This is a genomic window from Lelliottia sp. 7254-16, from assembly GCF_002922995.1.
Taxonomy (GTDB): domain Bacteria; phylum Pseudomonadota; class Gammaproteobacteria; order Enterobacterales; family Enterobacteriaceae; genus Enterobacter; species Enterobacter jeotgali.
The window spans coordinates 87,270-103,819 of record NZ_PQVS01000002.1 but is presented as its reverse complement, the minus strand read 5'-3'; the positions used below and the strand labels follow the sequence as shown (position 1 = coordinate 103,819).

Here is a 16,550-nt window from a genome sequence, read left to right as displayed (position 1 = left end):
AGTATGACGGTTTGTTTACGGGTTGTTAGCGCGGGATTATGCGATTTTCCAGATTTATCATCGGATTGACTACCAGTGTGGCGTTCACTGTCCAGGCAGCGAATGTTGATGAGTATATTAATCAACTCCCAGCTGGCGCTAACCTTGCGCTAATGGTGCAAAAAGTGGGTGCCCAGGCGCCGGAGATTGATTATCACAGCCAGCAAATGGCGCTCCCCGCCAGTACTCAGAAAGTGATTACTGCTCTGGCCGCGTTGCTGCAGCTGGGGCCAGATTTTCGTTTCACCACAACGCTTGAGAGCAAAGGTAGCGTGGATGGCGGCGTCCTGAAAGGTGATTTGATCGCCCGTTTTGGCGGCGATCCGACGTTTAAGCGCCAGGATATCCGCAATATGGTCGCGGTATTGAAAAAGTCAGGCGTGCAAAAAATCGACGGTAACGTGCTGATCGATACCTCCATTTTTGCCAGTCACGATAAAGCGCCAGGCTGGCCGTGGAATGACATGACTCAGTGCTTTAGCGCCCCACCCGCCGCCGCTATCGTTGATCGCAACTGCTTCTCTGTCTCGCTTTATAGCGCGCCTAAAGCCAATGATTTGGCGTTTATCCGCGTGGCGTCCTACTATCCGGTCACGATGTTCAGCCAGGTTCGCACCCTGGCGAAAGGCTCGCCTGATGCACAATATTGCGAGCTGGATGTGGTTCCCGGCGATCTCAACCGCTTCACGCTGACCGGATGCCTCACACAGCGTACCGACCCGCTGCCGCTGGCCTTTGCCATCCAGGATGGTGCAAGCTACGCAGGTGCCATCCTGAAAGATGAGTTGAAACAAGCAGGTATCACCTATTCCGGCACGTTGCTGCGCCAAACGCTGGCGAATGAACCGGGAACGGTGATTGCCAGTAAACAGTCTGCGCCGCTGCACGATCTGCTTAAGATTATGCTGAAAAAGTCCGACAACATGATTGCCGACACCGTATTCCGAATGATTGGTCACGCCCGCTTCGGCGTTCCTGGAACCTGGCGCGCAGGCTCTGATGCCGTCCGCCAGATCCTGCGCCAGCAGGCTGGGATCGATCTTGGTAACACTATTGCTGTCGATGGTTCCGGCCTTTCGCGCCATAATTTGATCTCACCTGCAACAATGATGCAGGTTCTTCAGTACATTGCGCAGCATGACACTGAGCTAAACTTCATCTCAATGCTCCCGCTTGCGGGTTACGATGGCTCTCTACAATACCGCGCAGGCCTTCACGCCGCTGGCGTAGACGGCAAAGTTTCTGCCAAAACCGGTTCACTGCAGGGCGTTTACAACCTTGCCGGTTTCATCACGACGGCGAGCGGCCAACGCATGGCGTTTGTGCAATATCTTTCTGGCTATGCCGTCGAACCGAGCGACCAGCGTAATCGCCGTATCCCTCTGGTGCGTTTCGAAAGCAGGCTTTACAAGGACATTTACCAGAATAACTAGCGATGAAATTACTCATTGTCGAAGACGACCTGTTATTACAGGAAGGGCTGGCGCTAGCGCTGGCTAACGAAGGATACGCGCTAGATTGTGCTGCAACTGCGGCAGAGGCTGACTCGCTGATTCAAAGTGGCGAGTACAGTCTGGTGATCCTTGATTTAGGACTGCCCGATAAAGATGGCGCTACGTTGCTGAATCAGTGGCGTCGCCGTGGTGTTGAAAATCCAGTACTGATTCTCACCGCACGAGATGCGCTGGAAGACAGAATCAATGGCCTGGATTCCGGCGCAGACGACTATCTGGTGAAACCCTTTGCTCTGGCGGAATTACAGGCTCGCGTTCGCGCGCTGATTCGTCGCTATCAGGGCCACAGTGACAACCTGGTTACCGATGGCGATCTCACGCTGAATTTACAAACTCAGCAAGTGATCCGCGATTCTCAGCCTGTGGAAGTCACCCCGAAAGAGTTTGCCCTGCTGACTCGCCTGATAATGCGTACCGGACAAACAGTCCACCGCGAAACACTCCAGCAGGATATCTATTCCTGGCAGGACGATCCCGGCTCCAACACCCTTGAAGTGCATATCCACAATTTGCGGCGCAAACTTGGCAAAGACCGCATCAAAACCGTTCGCGGCGTCGGTTATCGTCTGGAGACTCAAAAATGAACAGTATGCGTCGGCGATTAATGGTTTTGCTGGCGGTCATTCTGTTATTTTTCCAGTTGATTAGCGTTATCTGGCTGTGGCATGAAAGTCGCGAGCAAATCGGCTTTCTGGTTAGCGAGACGTTATCCGCGAAAGCGCGTAACCAGCACGTTGAGAAAGAGATCCGCGAAGCCATCGCTTCGCTGCTGGTGCCCTCGCTTGTGATGGTCGGTTTCACCCTGCTCTTCTCTTTCTGGGCTATCACCTGGATAACGCGCCCGCTCAACAAACTTCGCGACAGCCTTGCCAATCGCTCGGCGGATAATCTCACGCCTCTGCCTGTGTATTCCGATATGGAAGAGATCGGCGCGGTCACGACCTCGCTTAACCAGCTACTGGCCCGTCTGGACCATACCATCCAGCAGGAGCGCTTATTCACCGCTGATGCGGCCCACGAGCTGCGAACGCCGCTGGCGGGTATTCGGCTTCATCTGGAATTAATGGCGCAGTCAGGTTCGTCACAGGCCACCACGTTGATTAATCGTATCGATCAGTTGATGCATACGGTCGAACAATTGCTGATGTTGGCGCGCGCGGGACAAGCGCTGGCCAGCGGTCATTATGATACCGTGACCTGGACTGAGCATATTATTGCCCCGCTGACTCTGGAGCATGAGGCGAAAGATCACCGCATTATCTGGCCCGAACAAAGCCCGTTGACGGTCCAGGGCGATGCGGTATTACTGCGTTTGATGCTGCGTAATTTACTGGAAAATGCAGCGCGCTACAGTCCTGCAGGTACCACCATCGAAGTGAAGCTCACCGAACATGATGGGGGAACCGAAGTCAGCGTAATCGATCAAGGCCCTGGCATTGACGAAGCACATCGGCATTCGATTACCGAGCCGTTCCGCCGTCTCGATCAACGTTATGGCGGCAGCGGGCTGGGGCTGAGCATCGTTCAGCGAATTGTGCAGCTGCATCGTGGCACTTTGACGCTGGATAATGCGCCTGAAGGCGGGTTAATCGCCAGCTGCTGGCTGCCCTCAACATTAAGTTAAAAAGTGAGTTAAAAAAAAGCCCCCTTTCGGGGGCTTCTTAGCGGATTAGTGCTTGTAGATGAATTCGACACCTTCTTCGTCGTCTTCGTCCCAGTCATCATCCCAGTCTTCGTCGTCTTCGACTTCAACTTCTTGTTCTTCAAGCTGCTGACGATGATAGTCATCCCACATAAACTCAACTTTCTCAGGCTGCTTGGCTTCTTCTGCCTGAGTGATTGGGTTTTCGATGATGAAGGTCATCACGTCCCAGCAAAGATCTTTCACGCCCATCTGGCTTGCTGCGGAGATCAGATAGAACTTATCTTCCCAGCCCATCGCTTCAGCAATGGCTTTCGCTTTGGCTTCAGCTTCCGCTTTATCCATCAGGTCGATCTTGTTAAAGACCAGCCAGCGTGGTTTTTCAGCCAGCTTGTCGCTGTATTTTTCCAGCTCACCGATGATGATCCGCGCATTCTCAACCGGGTCAGAACCGTCGATTGGATCGATATCGATGAGGTGCAACAGCACGCGGCAACGTTCAAGGTGTTTCAGGAAGCGAATACCCAGACCCGCACCTTCAGCAGCACCCGCGATCAGACCCGGAATGTCTGCGACCACAAAACTCTTTTCGTTATCCATACGGACAACACCCAGGCTTGGCACCAGGGTCGTGAACGGATAATCCGCCACTTTCGGTTTAGCCGCAGAAACCGCACGAATGAAGGTCGATTTACCGGCGTTTGGCATGCCCAGCATACCCACATCCGCCAGCAGCATCAGTTCAAGCTGCAGGTCGCGCTTATCACCCGGTGTACCCATCGTTTTCTGACGCGGAGTACGGTTAACGGAAGATTTGAAACGGCTGTTACCCAGACCGTGCCAACCCCCTTTCGCCACCATCAGACGCTGACCGTGTTTGGTCATGTCACCCAGGGTTTCGCCTGTACCCTGATCGATAACGCGCGTACCGACCGGTACTTTGATCGACACGTCTTTACCGCGTTTACCAGTACAGTCACGACTCTGACCATTCTGACCACGCTCGGCGCGGAAAGATTTTTCAAAACGGTAGTCGATCAGCGTGTTGAGGTTTTCATCCGCCTCTAACCACACGTCACCACCATCGCCGCCGTCGCCGCCATCAGGGCCGCCACGAGGAATGTATTTTTCACGGCGGAAGCTTACGCAACCATTACCGCCATCACCTGCAACAACCAGGATCGTTGCTTCATCAACAAACTTCATCTTACTCTCCGTAAATCATTCGCCTGAGCGGGGGACAACTACAACCGCTTCACTTTTGCGCCAACGTCCCCAAAGACGATGACCAATGGCGGAATACATCGCGCCCGCAACCACGACAAACGCACCGAGATAACCCAACAGGTTTAACATCGGTTTGACGAAGAAATCGGGCCAGGCCATTGATAACAAATCTGAAAATAACAGCGTAAACAGCGGCGTGAGCGTAATCAACGCGCTCACTTGTGCTGCCTGCCAACGCGCCATCGCTTCGGCCAGCGCGCCATAACCGACCAGCGTGTTCAGTCCACAAAAAATGAGGCACGCCAGTTGCCAGTCGCTTAGCTGGGAAATGACTCCCGGTTTCGCTAAAGGCAGTAGTGCTATCGTACACAAAGTGTACAGCAAAAAGAGGATCTGCTGTGAGGCAAGTCTGCGCAATAACACCTTTTGCGCGACGCCATAACTCACCCAGACCGTTGCTGCCCCGACACCAAAGATCACACCCCAGGTGTAATCCGTCAGTCGGGTAAATATCTCAAACAGGCTGGTGTTGAAAAACATCACCAGACCGCACAGCAACATAATTGCCCCGATGACCTGAGTGCCCCGCATCTTCTCTTTGAGGATAAAGACGCTGGCCACCATCATACCGACCGGCGAAAGCTGGCCAATCACCTGAGACGCTGTAGGGCTTAAATATTGCAGAGAAGAGCTGAACAGGATGAAGTTCCCGAACAGACCCCCTGTCGCGATAGCTAACAGCACCAGCCAGCGCGGCTTACGGAAAATCCGCAGAGGTGGCAGCCGACCTTTTATCGCCAGAATCGCGCCGAGGCCAATACTGGCCATCAGGAAGCGATAAAATACCACCGTAGGCGGCTCCATCACTTCGAGGACCTGCTTCATGGCGATTGGCAACGCTCCCCAGCACACCGCTGTAGTGAGTGCCAGAATAATGCCGATGCCAGCCTGCTGTTTCATGCCCATTTTCCCTGCAGAAAATTTTTGCAGCCTTTCAATGTAAAAAGCCCCGCAACACGTTGCGGGGCTTTAATCCGTTACCGGACCACGAAAAACTTACTCAGCAACGATGCTGATGTATTTACGGTTGTTCGGGCCTTTAACTTCAAATTTCACTTTACCGTCTGCTTTAGCAAACAGAGTGTGGTCACGACCGCAACCTACGTTGTTGCCAGCGTGGAATTTGGTACCACGTTGACGAACGATGATGCTACCCGCCAGAACAGATTCGCCACCGAAACGCTTAACGCCAAGACGTTTAGCTTCTGAGTCGCGACCGTTACGAGTTGAGCCGCCAGCCTTTTTATGTGCCATTTAAATCTCTCCTCAGGTCTTAGGCGCTGATGCCAGTAATTTTCACATCAGTGAACCACTGACGGTGGCCCTGCTGCTTACGGTAGTGTTTACGACGACGAAACTTAACGATTTTAACTTTCTCGCCACGACCATGAGCAACAACTTCAGCTTTGATAACGCCGCCATCAACGAAAGGAACGCCGATTTTGACTTCTTCACCGTTTGCGATCATCAGAACTTCAGCGAACTCAACAGCTTCGCCAGTTGCGATGTCCAGCTTTTCCAGGCGAATGGTCTGACCTTCGCTTACTCGGTGTTGTTTACCACCACTTTGGAAAACCGCGTACATATAGAACTCCGCTTCCGCGCACATCCTCGTGTGATTCAGAGTGCGCTATAAATATTCACAATAGGGCGCGAATATTACGCAAAACGCGAGCCTTTGACAAGTGCTACCATCAATACATGAAGAAAAAAAACACAACGCGTACGCTAACGTTTATCTGAGCCGTTTTTTCAGTACAATCAACAATACTATTGATAAACCGAAACCTTCGTTAGCCCAGTAGTCATGCGCTAAACAGAATAAGAAGCCCGGCTTTTGCGATGAATTTAGAAAAAATCAACGAGTTAACCGCGCAAGATATGGCGGGTGTGAATGCAGCAATCCTGGAGCAACTCAACTCTGATGTTCAACTCATCAATCAGTTGGGTTATTACATCGTCAGTGGCGGCGGTAAACGTATCCGCCCAATGATTGCCATCCTGGCCGCGAGGGCCGTTGGCTATCAAGGTAATGCTCACGTCAATATTGCGGCCCTGATTGAGTTTATCCACACCGCGACGCTGCTTCATGATGACGTGGTGGATGAATCCGACATGCGTCGCGGTAAAGCCACCGCGAATGCCGCCTTTGGCAACGCAGCCAGCGTTCTGGTGGGCGATTTTATCTATACCCGCGCTTTCCAGATGATGACTCGTCTCGGCTCGCTGAAAGTGCTGGAAGTGATGTCAGAGGCCGTCAACGTTATCGCTGAAGGTGAAGTCCTGCAGCTGATGAACGTCAATGACCCGGACATCACCGAAGAAAACTACATGCGCGTGATTTACAGCAAAACTGCGCGTCTGTTTGAAGCCGCTGCTCAGTGCTCCGGCATTCTGGCAGGCTGCTCTGAGGAGCAAGAGCGTGGACTGCAGGACTATGGTCGCTATCTGGGCACCGCGTTCCAGCTGATTGATGATTTGCTTGATTACAGTGCGGATGGCGAAACCCTCGGTAAAAACGTCGGTGATGACCTGAATGAAGGCAAACCGACTCTGCCGCTGTTGCACGCCATGCGCAACGGAACGCCGGATCAAGCGAAGCTCATCCGCGAGGCTATCGAACAAGGAAACGGCCGACACCTTCTGGAACCTGTACTGGAAACAATGGCAATCTGTGGATCGCTTGAATGGACGCGCCAGCGTGCAGAAGAAGAAGCGGATAAAGCCATCGCCGCCATCCAGGTGATACCAGACAGCCCGTGGCGTGATGCACTTATTGGGCTCGCTCACATTGCTGTTCAGCGCGATCGTTAACCCCCTCTTTGCTCCCCGTTAAATTAGCGGGGAGCTTCCAATAAGCTCCAGTAAAGCATCTATTCACGTTAAATAATCAGCTTACAGGCCGCATGAATAAAGCCCTGTCATAATCTGAATATTGATTTCTGTTATGCGAACTTTTTAGAACCGTTGTTCGAAGAAGGTATAATAGCCACCGTCAGTCCAGCCAAAATGACGTGGACGCATTTGAATCAGGGAACAGCTTATGGATAGGAAGTTTATTGACTGGCATTCTGCCGACATTATTGCCGCCCTGCGGAAAAGAGGGACCTCTCTGGCAGCAGAATCACGGCGTAGTGGGTTAAGTTCTTCAACGCTTGCGAACGCGTTAACCCGCCCGTGGCCAAAAGGAGAATTGATTATTGCCACTGCGCTTGAAACGCAGCCTTGGGTGATCTGGCCATCACGTTACCATGATCCTATTACGCACGAATTTATCGACAGAACACGCATGATGCGCAAGAAAGCAGAGGAAAAAGAGCGCCAGATCTGACGCTTTTGCACAGGCAGGAACAGCAAACCCCCGACCATGCTGGCAGGGGGTTGCAGGAACGATTACTCGCCCTTCACACGCTCGATGTTTGCACCCAGCGCACGCAGTTTATCTTCAATACGCTCATAGCCACGATCGATGTGATAGATACGATCCACAGTCGTTGTGCCTTCCGCAATACAACCCGCCAGCACCAGACTCGCCGATGCGCGCAGATCTGTTGCCATCACCTGCGCACCAGACAGTGTTTCCACGCCGTGGCAAATGACCGTGTTGCTTTCGATTTCTGCATGCGCGCCCATACGGATAAGCTCCGGTACGTGCATAAAGCGGTTTTCGAAAATAGTTTCAGTGATGAAACCAGTGCCTTCCGCCACCAGGTTCAGCAGCGTAAATTGTGCCTGCATATCCGTCGGGAAAGCCGGGTGCGGTGCAGTACGCACGTTAACCGCTTTCGGACGTTTGCCGTGCATATCAAGGCTGATCCAGTCTTCACCGACTTCGATATCAGCACCGGCATCACGCAGTTTTGCCAGAACCGCATCCAGCGTGTCCGGCTGTGCATTACGGCAAACGATTTTTCCGCCAGAAATAGCCGCTGCGACCAGGAAGGTACCCGTTTCGATACGGTCTGGCAGAACGCGGTACACGCCGCCACCTAGGCGCTCAACGCCTTCGATGGTGATACGATCGGTACCCTGACCGGTAATCTTCGCACCCAGCGCTACGAGGAAATTCGCGGTATCGACGATTTCAGGCTCGCGCGCAGCGTTTTCGATAACCGTGGTGCCTTCCGCCAGCGTTGCTGCTGACATGATGGTGACGGTCGCGCCTACGCTCACTTTGTCCATCACAATGTGCGCACCTTTCAGGCGGCCATTGACGGAGGCTTTCACGTAACCTTCTTCCAGCTTGATATCCGCGCCCAGTTTTTCCAGGCCGAAGATGTGCAGATCAACCGGACGCGCACCGATGGCGCAGCCACCAGGCAGAGAAACCTGCCCCTGACCAAAACGTGCCACCAGCGGGCCAAGCGCCCAGATGGATGCACGCATGGTTTTCACCAGATCATACGGTGCGGAGAAGTTGTTAACGTTACTGGCGTCGATCCATACTGAACCGTTACGTTCCACTTTGGTGCCCAGTTGAGTGAGCAACTTCATGGTGGTATCGATATCTTTCAGTTTCGGTACGTTCTGAATTTCTACCGGCTCTTCCGCAAGCAATGCAGCGAAGAGGATCGGCAGCGCGGCGTTTTTGGCGCCGGAAATTGTGACTTCGCCCTGGAGACGCGTCGGCCCCTGTACACGAAATTTGTCCATCAATATGCTCTCTTATGAATTCAACCGTGCTGCGGGCTCAATACCCTCAGCTCAAAAACCGTTTAACTTGCGATCGCGTTCCCACTCTTGCGGGGTATAGGCTTTGATCGACAGAGCATGGATGCGGTTATCCGCAATGTATTCCATCAGCGGCGCGTAGACAGCCTGCTGTTTCTTCACACGGCTCATGCCGTCGAATATCTCACCCACAGCAATAACCTGAAAGTGACTGCCATCGCCAGTGACGTGGACTTCCTTAAGGGAGAGTGCGTTCATCAGCACTGTCTGGATTTCATGATTTTCCATGGGTTCTAAATCATCGGGTAGTGAAACAAGCCCAACATCTTAGTGCAAAGTGGCGCAGGCTTAAACAGGCAAAAAGCCCCGACGATGAAACAGTCGAGGCTTTCAGAAGTAACGCACTGAAAATATTAGCGAGGTAAAACGTCTTCGGGCAGATTGTACAGCTGCGCAAGCGTGACAACGTTTTCGCTAGCACCAGAAAGCGAGACCGCCCTTCCGTGCTTTTTACCTTCAGCGACCAGATGGACCAGCAGCGCAACACCTGCCGTATCCACTCGCGTGACGCCACTTAAATCAATCAGCGCAACGCCCTGCATGGCTTCATGACGGGCATCCCACAGCGGAATCAGCAGGTCCTGGTCGAGCTCACCCGACAACATCAGTTTGTCGCCTTCGCGCGACCAGCTAAAGGGCTGCGTCATTACTTTTTCTCATCCAGAGAAATTTTCTGGCTGGAGATTGATTTCAACTGCGCGGTCAGGCCATCAATGCCTTTGGTACGCAGCAGATCGCTCCACTCGTTCTGCTTGGTGGTGATCATGCTCACCCCTTCAGCGATCATGTCATACGCCTGCCAGTTGCCCGTTTGGGTGTTTTTACGCCACTGGAAATCCAGGCGAACCGGCGGACGGCCATTCGGATCGATAATCGTCACACGGATTGGCACGATAGTCGCGTCGCCCAACGGCTGTTCCGGGGCAATCTGATACGTCTGACCGTGGTACATCGCCAGCGCCTGGCCGTAAGCTTGTTTCAGGTATTCACGGAATGCAGCAAAGTAAGCGTCACGCTGTGCAGGAGTTGCATCTTTGTAGTAACGGCCCAGCACCAGTGCACCGGCGTATTTCACCTGCACATACGGCAGCAGTTCCTGATCAACCACTTCACGCAGATAATCCGGGTTTGCACGGATTTTAGGCTGTTCGTTTTTCAGGCGATCGAAGGTTTTTTGCGCCGCTTCGTCCATCTGTTTGTAGGGGTTGCTCAGATCCGCTGCGGTCGCTGCGGTCAATGGGGCAATCACCAGCATGGCAACCATTAACAGTCGTTTAATCATGAATTACTTCTCCTGAGATGAATTCGTCGTGCCAGGGGTCGGCGCGACGTCAGTTGGGCCTTCAGTCTGTGCAGGGGCATCGTCGGACTTTTTGTCATCGCCTTTACCGCTGTAAAGGAACTGACCAATCATATCTTCCAGCACCATGGCCGATTTCGTATCCTGAATCACGCCGCCATCTTTAAGGATAGACGTTCCCAGCTCCGGATCTTCAAAGCCGACATTCAGCGCCAGGTACTGCTCGCCCAGCAGACCAGAAGTACGGATAGACAGAGAACTGGTATCCGGGATGTGGTTGTAGCGCTCTTCGATGTCCATTTCGACGCGCGGTAGATAGGTTTTGTCATCCAGCGTGATGTCTGAGACGCGGCCAATCACCACACCGCCAATACGCACCGGGGAACGTGCCTTCAGACCCCCGATATTATCGAAAGTCGCATAGAGACGATAAGTGGGTTCAGTCCGAATGGAGGTGATATCCGCCGCTCTGAGACAGATAAACAGCGCAGCCAGCAGTGCCAGCAACAGAAACACACCTACCCAAATTTCACTTTTTCTTGTTTGCATGAACTCAATTCCCAAACATCAGTGCGGTGAGCACAAAATCCAGGCCAAGTACGGCCAGCGACGAATGAACCACAGTGCGCGTGGTGGCGCGACTGATGCCCTCAGAAGTTGGTATCGCGTCATAACCATTGAACAACGCAATCCAGGTCACAGTCACGGCAAACGCCACGCTCTTAATCAGGCAGTTCACCAGGTCCATACGCAGATCGACAGCGTCCTGCATCGCGGACCAGAAGAAACCAGCATCAATACCTTTCCACTGGACGCCAACCAATGAACCGCCCCAAATGCCGACGGCCACAAACAGGATGGTCAGCAGCGGCAGAGAGATAACCCCGGCCCAGAAGCGCGGAGCAATCACGCGACGCAGCGGGTCGACCGCCATCATCTCCATGCTGGAGAGCTGTTCCGTTGCGCGCATCAGACCGATTTCAGCCGTTAACGCAGAACCCGCTCGACCGGCGAAAAGCAGCGCCGCTACAACCGGGCCAAGTTCGCGCAGCAGCGAAAGCGCCACCAGCATACCGAGACTGGTTTCCGCACTGTAAGTCGTCAGAACCAGATAGCCCTGCAGCCCAAGAACCATGCCGATAAACAGACCCGACACGATGATAATCAGCATCGATAACACGCCGACATTATAGAGTTGACGTATCAGCAGCGGAGAATGCTTACGGAATTCCGGCTTACCCATCAGCGCATTGAATAACATCAACCCGGCACGCCCGAACGTCCTGATGGTTTTTATGCCACGGTGTCCAAGGGCGGCCAACGCATTTAACAGCATCAGCGCTTAACTCCCTATTCCCAGTAAATCATGATGATAGTCGCCCGCCGGATAGCGGAACGGTACGGGACCATCGGCAATCCCATCAAGGAACTGACGAACGCGCGGATCGCTGTTGTTTTGCAACGCCTGAGCGCCACCGTGGGCGACGATTTTTTTATCCGCCACAATGTAAGCGTAATCCGCGATACTCAGCACCTCGGGCACATCGTGCGAAACCACGATGCATGTGACACCCAGCGCGCTGTTCAGTTCTGAAATCAGCTTCACCAGCACGCCCATAGTAATAGGGTCCTGACCAACGAAGGGCTCGTCGAACATGATTAAGTCCGGTTCCAGAGCAATTGCGCGCGCCAGCGCAGCGCGACGCGCCATCCCGCCTGAAAGCTCCGAAGGCATGAGTTTTGCTGCCCCACGCAGGCCCACCGCCTCAAGCTTCATCATCACCGTCGTTTTCAGCAGTTCAGGAGGCAAACGGGTATGTTCACGCAGCGGGTAAGCGACATTATCAAAGACATTCATGTCGGTGAATAACGCGCCCGACTGAAACAGCATGCTCATCCGCTTACGGACGGTATACAGGCGTGAGCGAGACATCGCCGGGACATTTTCACCGTCGAAGAGAATCTCGCCATGATCCGGTGGGATCTGTCCACCGATCAAACGCAGCAGCGTGGTTTTACCGATACCAGAGGGGCCCATGATCGCCGTGATCTTGCCCCGTGGCACCGTCAGCGTGATGTCTTCAAATATCAATCGATTGCCGCGCGAGAAGCTAACGTCACGGACATCGACTAAATTCGCCATCGTTTGGCTCATTTAAAGTTCCTTTCTTTCCCGTTAAGGTTAAGCATGGCGCTTAATTCAGCCTTAAACCCGACATTTTTACAGAATATTATCCGCGCAGGTTAGCGAAAGCTGGCATTTGTTTTACTTTTCCGGCGCATAAAGTCAAAATTAGGAATTCGTTACGTCTACAGACTGCATGCGGCGCCAGAGATTCATTCTCAGTGGACCGGCGAGTATACCTGAATAAAGGATTTTTGATGCTTTTAGCAACGGCACTGTTAATAATTGGTTTACTGTTGGTGGTCTACAGTGCTGACCGTTTGGTTTTTGCCGCATCCATCCTTTGCCGACTCTTTGGTATACCGCCTTTGATTATCGGGATGACGGTGGTGAGCGTGGGAACATCGCTCCCGGAAATTATCGTCTCCGCTTCCGCCTCGCTTCACGGTCAGATCGATCTCGCCATCGGAACGGCAATCGGCTCTAATATCGTTAACATTTTATTGATTCTTGGCCTCGCTGCGTTGCTGCATCCATTTCGCGTGGATTCTGATGTTCTGCGCCGCGAATTGCCGCTAATGTTAATTGTCAGCCTGCTGGCAGGGTATGTGCTTTATGATGGGCAACTCACCTTTGACGACGGCATTTTACTGCTGGCGCTGGCGATCATCTGGCTGCTGTATATCGTTAAAATCGCCCGACTGGCGGAAAAACAAGGTGATGACAGCCTGACACGTGAACAAGTCGCTGAACTTCCGCGTGAAGGCACTCTGCCCGTTGCCCTGCTGTGGCTGGGTGTTGCACTTATTATTATGCCGATGTCCACCCGCATGGTCGTCGATAACGCCACGGTGCTGGCCAACTATTTCGCAATCAGCGAACTGACCATTGGCCTGACCGTGATTGCGATCGGCACCAGCTTGCCAGAACTGGCCACAGCGATAGCGGGCGCACGCAAAGGCGAAGGTGATATTGCGATTGGCAATATCATTGGCTCGAATATCTTCAACATCGCGATCGTAATGGGTTTACCCGCGCTGATTGCGCCAGGGGCCTTTAATCCGCTGGCTTTCTCCCGCGATTACGGAGTGATGCTGTTAGTCAGCGTGATTTTCGCCCTGCTCTGCTGGCGGCGGAAACAACAGATAGGCAAAGGGGCTGGCGCCTTGTTGACGGGTGGTTTTATCGTATGGATGGCGATGCTGTACTGGCTGTCGCCTCTTCTCTCTGGGTAAACGGAAACGCATTATGTCGCAAATAGAATTGCAGCCGGGTTTTGACTTTCAGAAAGCAGGCAAAGAAGTTCTGGAGATTGAACGTGAAGGTCTGGCGCAGTTAGATCAATATATTAATCAGGACTTTACTCATGCATGCGAGAAAATATTCTCCTGTTCGGGCAAAGTCGTGGTGATGGGGATGGGCAAATCGGGTCACATTGGCCGCAAAATGGCCGCGACCTTTGCCAGTACCGGAACATCCTCTTTCTTCGTGCATCCAGGTGAAGCGGCGCACGGCGATCTCGGAATGGTTACGCCGCAGGATGTGGTTATTGCGCTGTCCAACTCCGGCGAATCCAACGAAATACTGGCGCTGATCCCCGTGCTGAAACGTCTGCACGTTCCGCTCATTTGCATGACCAGCCGCCCAGAAAGCAGCATGGCGCGCGCGGCGGATGTTCACCTGTGCGTAAAAGTGCCGAAAGAAGCCTGCCCGCTTGGCCTGGCACCGACCTCCAGTACCACCGCGGCGCTGGTGATGGGTGATGCGCTCGCCGTAGCCCTGCTCGAAGCGCGTGGATTCACCCCAGAAGATTTCGCCCTTTCCCACCCAGGCGGCGCGCTGGGACGTAAACTTCTGTTGCGGGTGAACGATATTATGCACACTGGCGCAGAGATCCCTCACGTCAGCAAAGACGCCTCGCTGCGTGATGCCTTACTGGAGATCACGCGTAAAAACCTCGGTATGACGGTCATCTGTGACGACCTGATGAAGATCGAAGGGATCTTCACCGACGGTGATTTACGTCGTGTGTTTGATATGGGCGTTGACGTGCGCACTTTAGGCATCGCCGACGTCATGACACCCGGCGGGATCCGGGTGCGTCCCGGAACGCTGGCGGTTGAAGTTCTAAACCTGATGCAGTCTCGTCATATTACCTCAACCATGGTTGCCGATGGCGACCAACTGCTGGGTGTGGTACATATGCATGATCTTCTGCGCGCAGGCGTAGTGTAATGAAGGATAAAACAATGAGTAATGCGGGTGCATCCCTTGCAACCTGTTATGGCCCAGTCAGTACGCAAATGATGGCGCAGGCAGAAAAAATCCGCCTGCTGATTCTGGATGTTGATGGCGTACTGTCCGATGGCTTAATTTTTATGGGCAATAATGGCGAAGAGCTGAAAGCCTTTAATGTACGCGACGGCTACGGAATTCGCTGTGCGATCACATCCGGTATCGAAGTTGCTATCATCACCGGGCGTAAGGCTAAACTGGTAGAAGATCGCTGCGAAACATTGGGCATCACCCATTTGTATCAAGGCCAATCCGACAAAATGGTAGCGTTCAGGGATTTACTGGCGAAGCTTGCCATCGCACCTGAGAACGTAGCCTATGTTGGGGACGATCTGATCGACTGGCCAGTCATGGCCGAAGTCGGTTTGAGTATCGCCGTTGCCGACGCCCATCCTCTTTTGATCCCGCGCGCTGACTATGTCACCCGGATCAATGGCGGTCGCGGCGCCGTTCGTGAAGTATGCGATTTATTGTTGCTGGCGCAGGGCAAGCTTGATGAGGCCAAAGGGCAATCGATATGAGTAAAACCAGACGTTGGGTTATCATTCTGCTTTCACTGGCCGTGCTGGTCCTGATTGGCGTGAATATCGCTGACCGGGACGATACGCCCGATGAAGTCGTTAATACCAACGACCCAACCTACAAAAGCGATCACAGCGATACGGTAGTTTATAGCCCGGAAGGTGCCCTGAACTACCGTCTGATTGCGCAGCATGTAGAATATTTTTCCGATGACGGTATCTCGTGGTTCACCCAACCGGTGATGACCACATTTGATACCAACAAAATTCCGACGTGGTCGATTAAATCTGACCGGGCAAAATTGACGAATGACCGTATGCTTTATCTGTATGGTCATGTTGAAGTCAATGCTCTGACGCCAGACTCTCAACTGCGCAAAATTACTACGGATAACGCCCAGATAAACCTGGTCACCCAGGATGTCACGTCGCAGGATCTGGTGACGTTATACGGCACAACATTTAATTCCAGCGGTTTAAGAATGCGCGGGAACTTACGCAGCAAAAACGCCGAGCTGATTGAAAAGGTTAGAACCTCCTATGAAATTCAAAACAAACAAACTCAGCCTTAAATTTATCATTGCCAGCGCGCTGCTGGCCGCCAGTCTCCCCGCGCTTGCTGTGACGGGCGACACTGAGCAGCCGATTCATATCGAATCTGACACGCAGTCGCTTGATATGCAGGGTAACGTCGTCACCTTCACTGGCAACGTCGTCATGACCCAAGGCACGATCAAAATCAATGCCGATAAAGTGGTTGTCACCCGTCCGGGCGGCGAGCAGGGCAAAGAGATTATTGATGGCTACGGCAATCCGGCAACGTTCTATCAAATGCAGGATAACGGCAAGCCAGTGAAAGGCCATGCGTCTCATATGCACTATGAGCTGGCGAAAGATCTCGTTATCCTGACCGGGAATGCCTATCTGGAACAGCTGGATAGCAATATCACCGGCGATAAGATCACGTATCTGGTGAAAGAGCAGAAAATGCAGGCATTCAGCGACAAAGGTAAGCGCGTCACCACCGTTCTGGTTCCGTCTCAGCTGCAAGACAAGAACAAAGACCAGGCCCCGGCACAGAAAAAGAGTAACTAAT

At 52.9% G+C, this 16,550-nt stretch carries 21 protein-coding genes; 10 read left to right on the top strand and 11 right to left on the bottom strand.

The features are described 5' to 3' along the window. Nucleotides 1-38: 38 nt before the first annotated feature. From dacB to pmrB, 3 genes are read left to right on the top strand one after another with little or no spacing between them, the layout of a single operon-like run. Entirely contained in the window at nucleotides 39-1,472 is a 1,434-nt protein-coding gene (gene dacB / locus C3708_RS03285; RefSeq protein ID WP_095283565.1) for a serine-type D-Ala-D-Ala carboxypeptidase, read from the top strand. A 2-nt stretch (nucleotides 1,473-1,474) separates the two neighbouring features. Continuing rightward, on the top strand, nucleotides 1,475-2,137 hold the full coding sequence (gene pmrA / locus C3708_RS03280; RefSeq protein WP_095283566.1) for a two-component system response regulator PmrA: 663 nt from the start codon (nucleotides 1,475-1,477) through the stop codon (nucleotides 2,135-2,137). Next, on the top strand, nucleotides 2,134-3,177 hold the full coding sequence (gene pmrB / locus C3708_RS03275) for a two-component system sensor histidine kinase PmrB (RefSeq protein ID WP_095283567.1): 1,044 nt from the start codon (nucleotides 2,134-2,136) through the stop codon (nucleotides 3,175-3,177). The genes pmrA and pmrB overlap by 4 nt, the downstream gene beginning before the upstream one ends. Before the next feature lie 45 nt (nucleotides 3,178-3,222). Here pmrB and cgtA read toward each other — a convergent pair whose 3' ends face one another. From cgtA to rplU, 4 genes are all read right to left on the bottom strand, one after another. Next, nucleotides 3,223-4,401: an Obg family GTPase CgtA gene (gene cgtA, locus C3708_RS03270; RefSeq protein ID WP_095283568.1), complete on the bottom strand. Its 1,179-nt coding sequence runs from the start codon at nucleotides 4,399-4,401 to the stop codon at nucleotides 3,223-3,225. A gap of 15 nt (nucleotides 4,402-4,416) precedes the next feature. Next, entirely contained in the window at nucleotides 4,417-5,382 is a 966-nt protein-coding gene (locus C3708_RS03265; protein WP_095283569.1) for a DMT family transporter, read from the bottom strand. Between the two features lie 96 nt (nucleotides 5,383-5,478). After that, on the bottom strand, nucleotides 5,479-5,736 hold the full coding sequence (gene rpmA / locus C3708_RS03260; RefSeq protein ID WP_004385076.1) for a 50S ribosomal protein L27: 258 nt from the start codon (nucleotides 5,734-5,736) through the stop codon (nucleotides 5,479-5,481). Between the two features lie 19 nt (nucleotides 5,737-5,755). Beyond that, entirely contained in the window at nucleotides 5,756-6,067 is a 312-nt protein-coding gene (rplU, locus tag C3708_RS03255) for a 50S ribosomal protein L21 (protein ID WP_095284390.1), read from the bottom strand. A 257-nt stretch (nucleotides 6,068-6,324) separates the two neighbouring features. On the opposite strand from rplU, the gene ispB reads away from it, so the two are divergent. After that, the gene (gene ispB, locus C3708_RS03250; RefSeq protein WP_095283570.1) at nucleotides 6,325-7,296 is read left to right on the top strand and encodes an octaprenyl diphosphate synthase; all 972 of its coding nucleotides are present in this window, start codon (nucleotides 6,325-6,327) and stop codon (nucleotides 7,294-7,296) included. A 229-nt stretch (nucleotides 7,297-7,525) separates the two neighbouring features. Then, a complete protein-coding gene (gene sfsB, locus C3708_RS03245) occupies nucleotides 7,526-7,813 on the top strand; it encodes a DNA-binding transcriptional regulator SfsB (protein WP_095283571.1) in 288 nt (95 codons plus the stop codon). Between the two features lie 62 nt (nucleotides 7,814-7,875). On the opposite strand, the gene murA is transcribed toward sfsB, so the two are convergent. From murA to mlaF, 7 genes are all read right to left on the bottom strand, one after another. After that, nucleotides 7,876-9,135 carry a UDP-N-acetylglucosamine 1-carboxyvinyltransferase gene (gene murA, locus C3708_RS03240; protein WP_095283572.1) on the bottom strand — a complete coding sequence of 420 codons (1,260 nt, stop codon included), beginning with the start codon at nucleotides 9,133-9,135 and terminating at the stop codon, nucleotides 7,876-7,878. Between the two features lie 51 nt (nucleotides 9,136-9,186). Next, the gene (gene ibaG / locus C3708_RS03235; protein WP_095283573.1) at nucleotides 9,187-9,441 is read right to left on the bottom strand and encodes a BolA family iron metabolism protein IbaG; all 255 of its coding nucleotides are present in this window, start codon (nucleotides 9,439-9,441) and stop codon (nucleotides 9,187-9,189) included. A 125-nt stretch (nucleotides 9,442-9,566) separates the two neighbouring features. Then, entirely contained in the window at nucleotides 9,567-9,860 is a 294-nt protein-coding gene (mlaB, locus tag C3708_RS03230) for a lipid asymmetry maintenance protein MlaB (RefSeq protein ID WP_103947048.1), read from the bottom strand. Further along, nucleotides 9,860-10,495: a phospholipid-binding protein MlaC gene (mlaC, locus tag C3708_RS03225; RefSeq protein ID WP_095283575.1), complete on the bottom strand. Its 636-nt coding sequence runs from the start codon at nucleotides 10,493-10,495 to the stop codon at nucleotides 9,860-9,862. The genes mlaB and mlaC overlap by 1 nt, the downstream gene beginning before the upstream one ends. A 3-nt stretch (nucleotides 10,496-10,498) precedes the next feature. Continuing rightward, nucleotides 10,499-11,062, bottom strand: coding sequence for an outer membrane lipid asymmetry maintenance protein MlaD (gene mlaD / locus C3708_RS03220; RefSeq protein WP_095284392.1), 564 nt, complete (start codon nucleotides 11,060-11,062; stop codon nucleotides 10,499-10,501). Between the two features lie 4 nt (nucleotides 11,063-11,066). After that, on the bottom strand, nucleotides 11,067-11,849 hold the full coding sequence (gene mlaE, locus C3708_RS03215; protein ID WP_095283576.1) for a lipid asymmetry maintenance ABC transporter permease subunit MlaE: 783 nt from the start codon (nucleotides 11,847-11,849) through the stop codon (nucleotides 11,067-11,069). 6 nt (nucleotides 11,850-11,855) lie between these two features. After that, entirely contained in the window at nucleotides 11,856-12,668 is an 813-nt protein-coding gene (gene mlaF / locus C3708_RS03210; RefSeq protein WP_095283577.1) for a phospholipid ABC transporter ATP-binding protein MlaF, read from the bottom strand. A gap of 227 nt (nucleotides 12,669-12,895) precedes the next feature. On the opposite strand from mlaF, the gene C3708_RS03205 reads away from it, so the two are divergent. Genes C3708_RS03205 through lptA form a run of 5 tightly spaced genes read left to right on the top strand, consistent with a single transcriptional unit; the run spans nucleotide 12,896 to nucleotide 16,549 of the window. Further along, the gene (locus C3708_RS03205) at nucleotides 12,896-13,873 is read left to right on the top strand and encodes a calcium/sodium antiporter (RefSeq protein WP_095283578.1); all 978 of its coding nucleotides are present in this window, start codon (nucleotides 12,896-12,898) and stop codon (nucleotides 13,871-13,873) included. A 13-nt stretch (nucleotides 13,874-13,886) separates the two neighbouring features. Further along, nucleotides 13,887-14,873, top strand: coding sequence for an arabinose-5-phosphate isomerase KdsD (kdsD, locus tag C3708_RS03200; RefSeq protein ID WP_095283579.1), 987 nt, complete (start codon nucleotides 13,887-13,889; stop codon nucleotides 14,871-14,873). A gap of 14 nt (nucleotides 14,874-14,887) precedes the next feature. Then, nucleotides 14,888-15,454, top strand: coding sequence for a 3-deoxy-manno-octulosonate-8-phosphatase KdsC (kdsC, locus tag C3708_RS03195; protein ID WP_095283580.1), 567 nt, complete (start codon nucleotides 14,888-14,890; stop codon nucleotides 15,452-15,454). After that, the gene (lptC, locus tag C3708_RS03190) at nucleotides 15,451-16,026 is read left to right on the top strand and encodes an LPS export ABC transporter periplasmic protein LptC (RefSeq protein ID WP_095283581.1); all 576 of its coding nucleotides are present in this window, start codon (nucleotides 15,451-15,453) and stop codon (nucleotides 16,024-16,026) included. The genes kdsC and lptC overlap by 4 nt, the downstream gene beginning before the upstream one ends. Then, complete coding sequence (lptA, locus tag C3708_RS03185; protein WP_095283582.1) at nucleotides 15,995-16,549, top strand: lipopolysaccharide ABC transporter substrate-binding protein LptA; 555 nt, start codon at nucleotides 15,995-15,997, stop codon at nucleotides 16,547-16,549. Before lptC ends, lptA begins: the two co-directional genes overlap by 32 nt. The last annotated feature ends 1 nt before the right edge of the window (nucleotide 16,550 follow it).

What these genes read in the sequence shown, in the direction of transcription:
- dacB (WP_095283565.1), top strand. Translation starts at nt 39, where the DNA reads ATGCGATTTTCCAGATTTATCATCGGATTGACTACCAGTGTGGCGTTC.
- pmrA (WP_095283566.1), top strand. Translation starts at nt 1,475, where the DNA reads ATGAAATTACTCATTGTCGAAGACGACCTGTTATTACAGGAAGGGCTG.
- pmrB (WP_095283567.1), top strand. Translation starts at nt 2,134, where the DNA reads ATGAACAGTATGCGTCGGCGATTAATGGTTTTGCTGGCGGTCATTCTG.
- cgtA (WP_095283568.1), bottom strand. Translation starts at nt 4,401, where the DNA reads ATGAAGTTTGTTGATGAAGCAACGATCCTGGTTGTTGCAGGTGATGGC.
- C3708_RS03265 (WP_095283569.1), bottom strand. Translation starts at nt 5,382, where the DNA reads ATGAAACAGCAGGCTGGCATCGGCATTATTCTGGCACTCACTACAGCG.
- rpmA (WP_004385076.1), bottom strand. Translation starts at nt 5,736, where the DNA reads ATGGCACATAAAAAGGCTGGCGGCTCAACTCGTAACGGTCGCGACTCA.
- rplU (WP_095284390.1), bottom strand. Translation starts at nt 6,067, where the DNA reads ATGTACGCGGTTTTCCAAAGTGGTGGTAAACAACACCGAGTAAGCGAA.
- ispB (WP_095283570.1), top strand. Translation starts at nt 6,325, where the DNA reads ATGAATTTAGAAAAAATCAACGAGTTAACCGCGCAAGATATGGCGGGT.
- sfsB (WP_095283571.1), top strand. Translation starts at nt 7,526, where the DNA reads ATGGATAGGAAGTTTATTGACTGGCATTCTGCCGACATTATTGCCGCC.
- murA (WP_095283572.1), bottom strand. Translation starts at nt 9,135, where the DNA reads ATGGACAAATTTCGTGTACAGGGGCCGACGCGTCTCCAGGGCGAAGTC.
- ibaG (WP_095283573.1), bottom strand. Translation starts at nt 9,441, where the DNA reads ATGGAAAATCATGAAATCCAGACAGTGCTGATGAACGCACTCTCCCTT.
- mlaB (WP_103947048.1), bottom strand. Translation starts at nt 9,860, where the DNA reads ATGACGCAGCCCTTTAGCTGGTCGCGCGAAGGCGACAAACTGATGTTG.
- mlaC (WP_095283575.1), bottom strand. Translation starts at nt 10,495, where the DNA reads ATGATTAAACGACTGTTAATGGTTGCCATGCTGGTGATTGCCCCATTG.
- mlaD (WP_095284392.1), bottom strand. Translation starts at nt 11,062, where the DNA reads ATGCAAACAAGAAAAAGTGAAATTTGGGTAGGTGTGTTTCTGTTGCTG.
- mlaE (WP_095283576.1), bottom strand. Translation starts at nt 11,849, where the DNA reads ATGCTGTTAAATGCGTTGGCCGCCCTTGGACACCGTGGCATAAAAACC.
- mlaF (WP_095283577.1), bottom strand. Translation starts at nt 12,668, where the DNA reads ATGAGCCAAACGATGGCGAATTTAGTCGATGTCCGTGACGTTAGCTTC.
- C3708_RS03205 (WP_095283578.1), top strand. Translation starts at nt 12,896, where the DNA reads ATGCTTTTAGCAACGGCACTGTTAATAATTGGTTTACTGTTGGTGGTC.
- kdsD (WP_095283579.1), top strand. Translation starts at nt 13,887, where the DNA reads ATGTCGCAAATAGAATTGCAGCCGGGTTTTGACTTTCAGAAAGCAGGC.
- kdsC (WP_095283580.1), top strand. Translation starts at nt 14,888, where the DNA reads ATGAGTAATGCGGGTGCATCCCTTGCAACCTGTTATGGCCCAGTCAGT.
- lptC (WP_095283581.1), top strand. Translation starts at nt 15,451, where the DNA reads ATGAGTAAAACCAGACGTTGGGTTATCATTCTGCTTTCACTGGCCGTG.
- lptA (WP_095283582.1), top strand. Translation starts at nt 15,995, where the DNA reads ATGAAATTCAAAACAAACAAACTCAGCCTTAAATTTATCATTGCCAGC.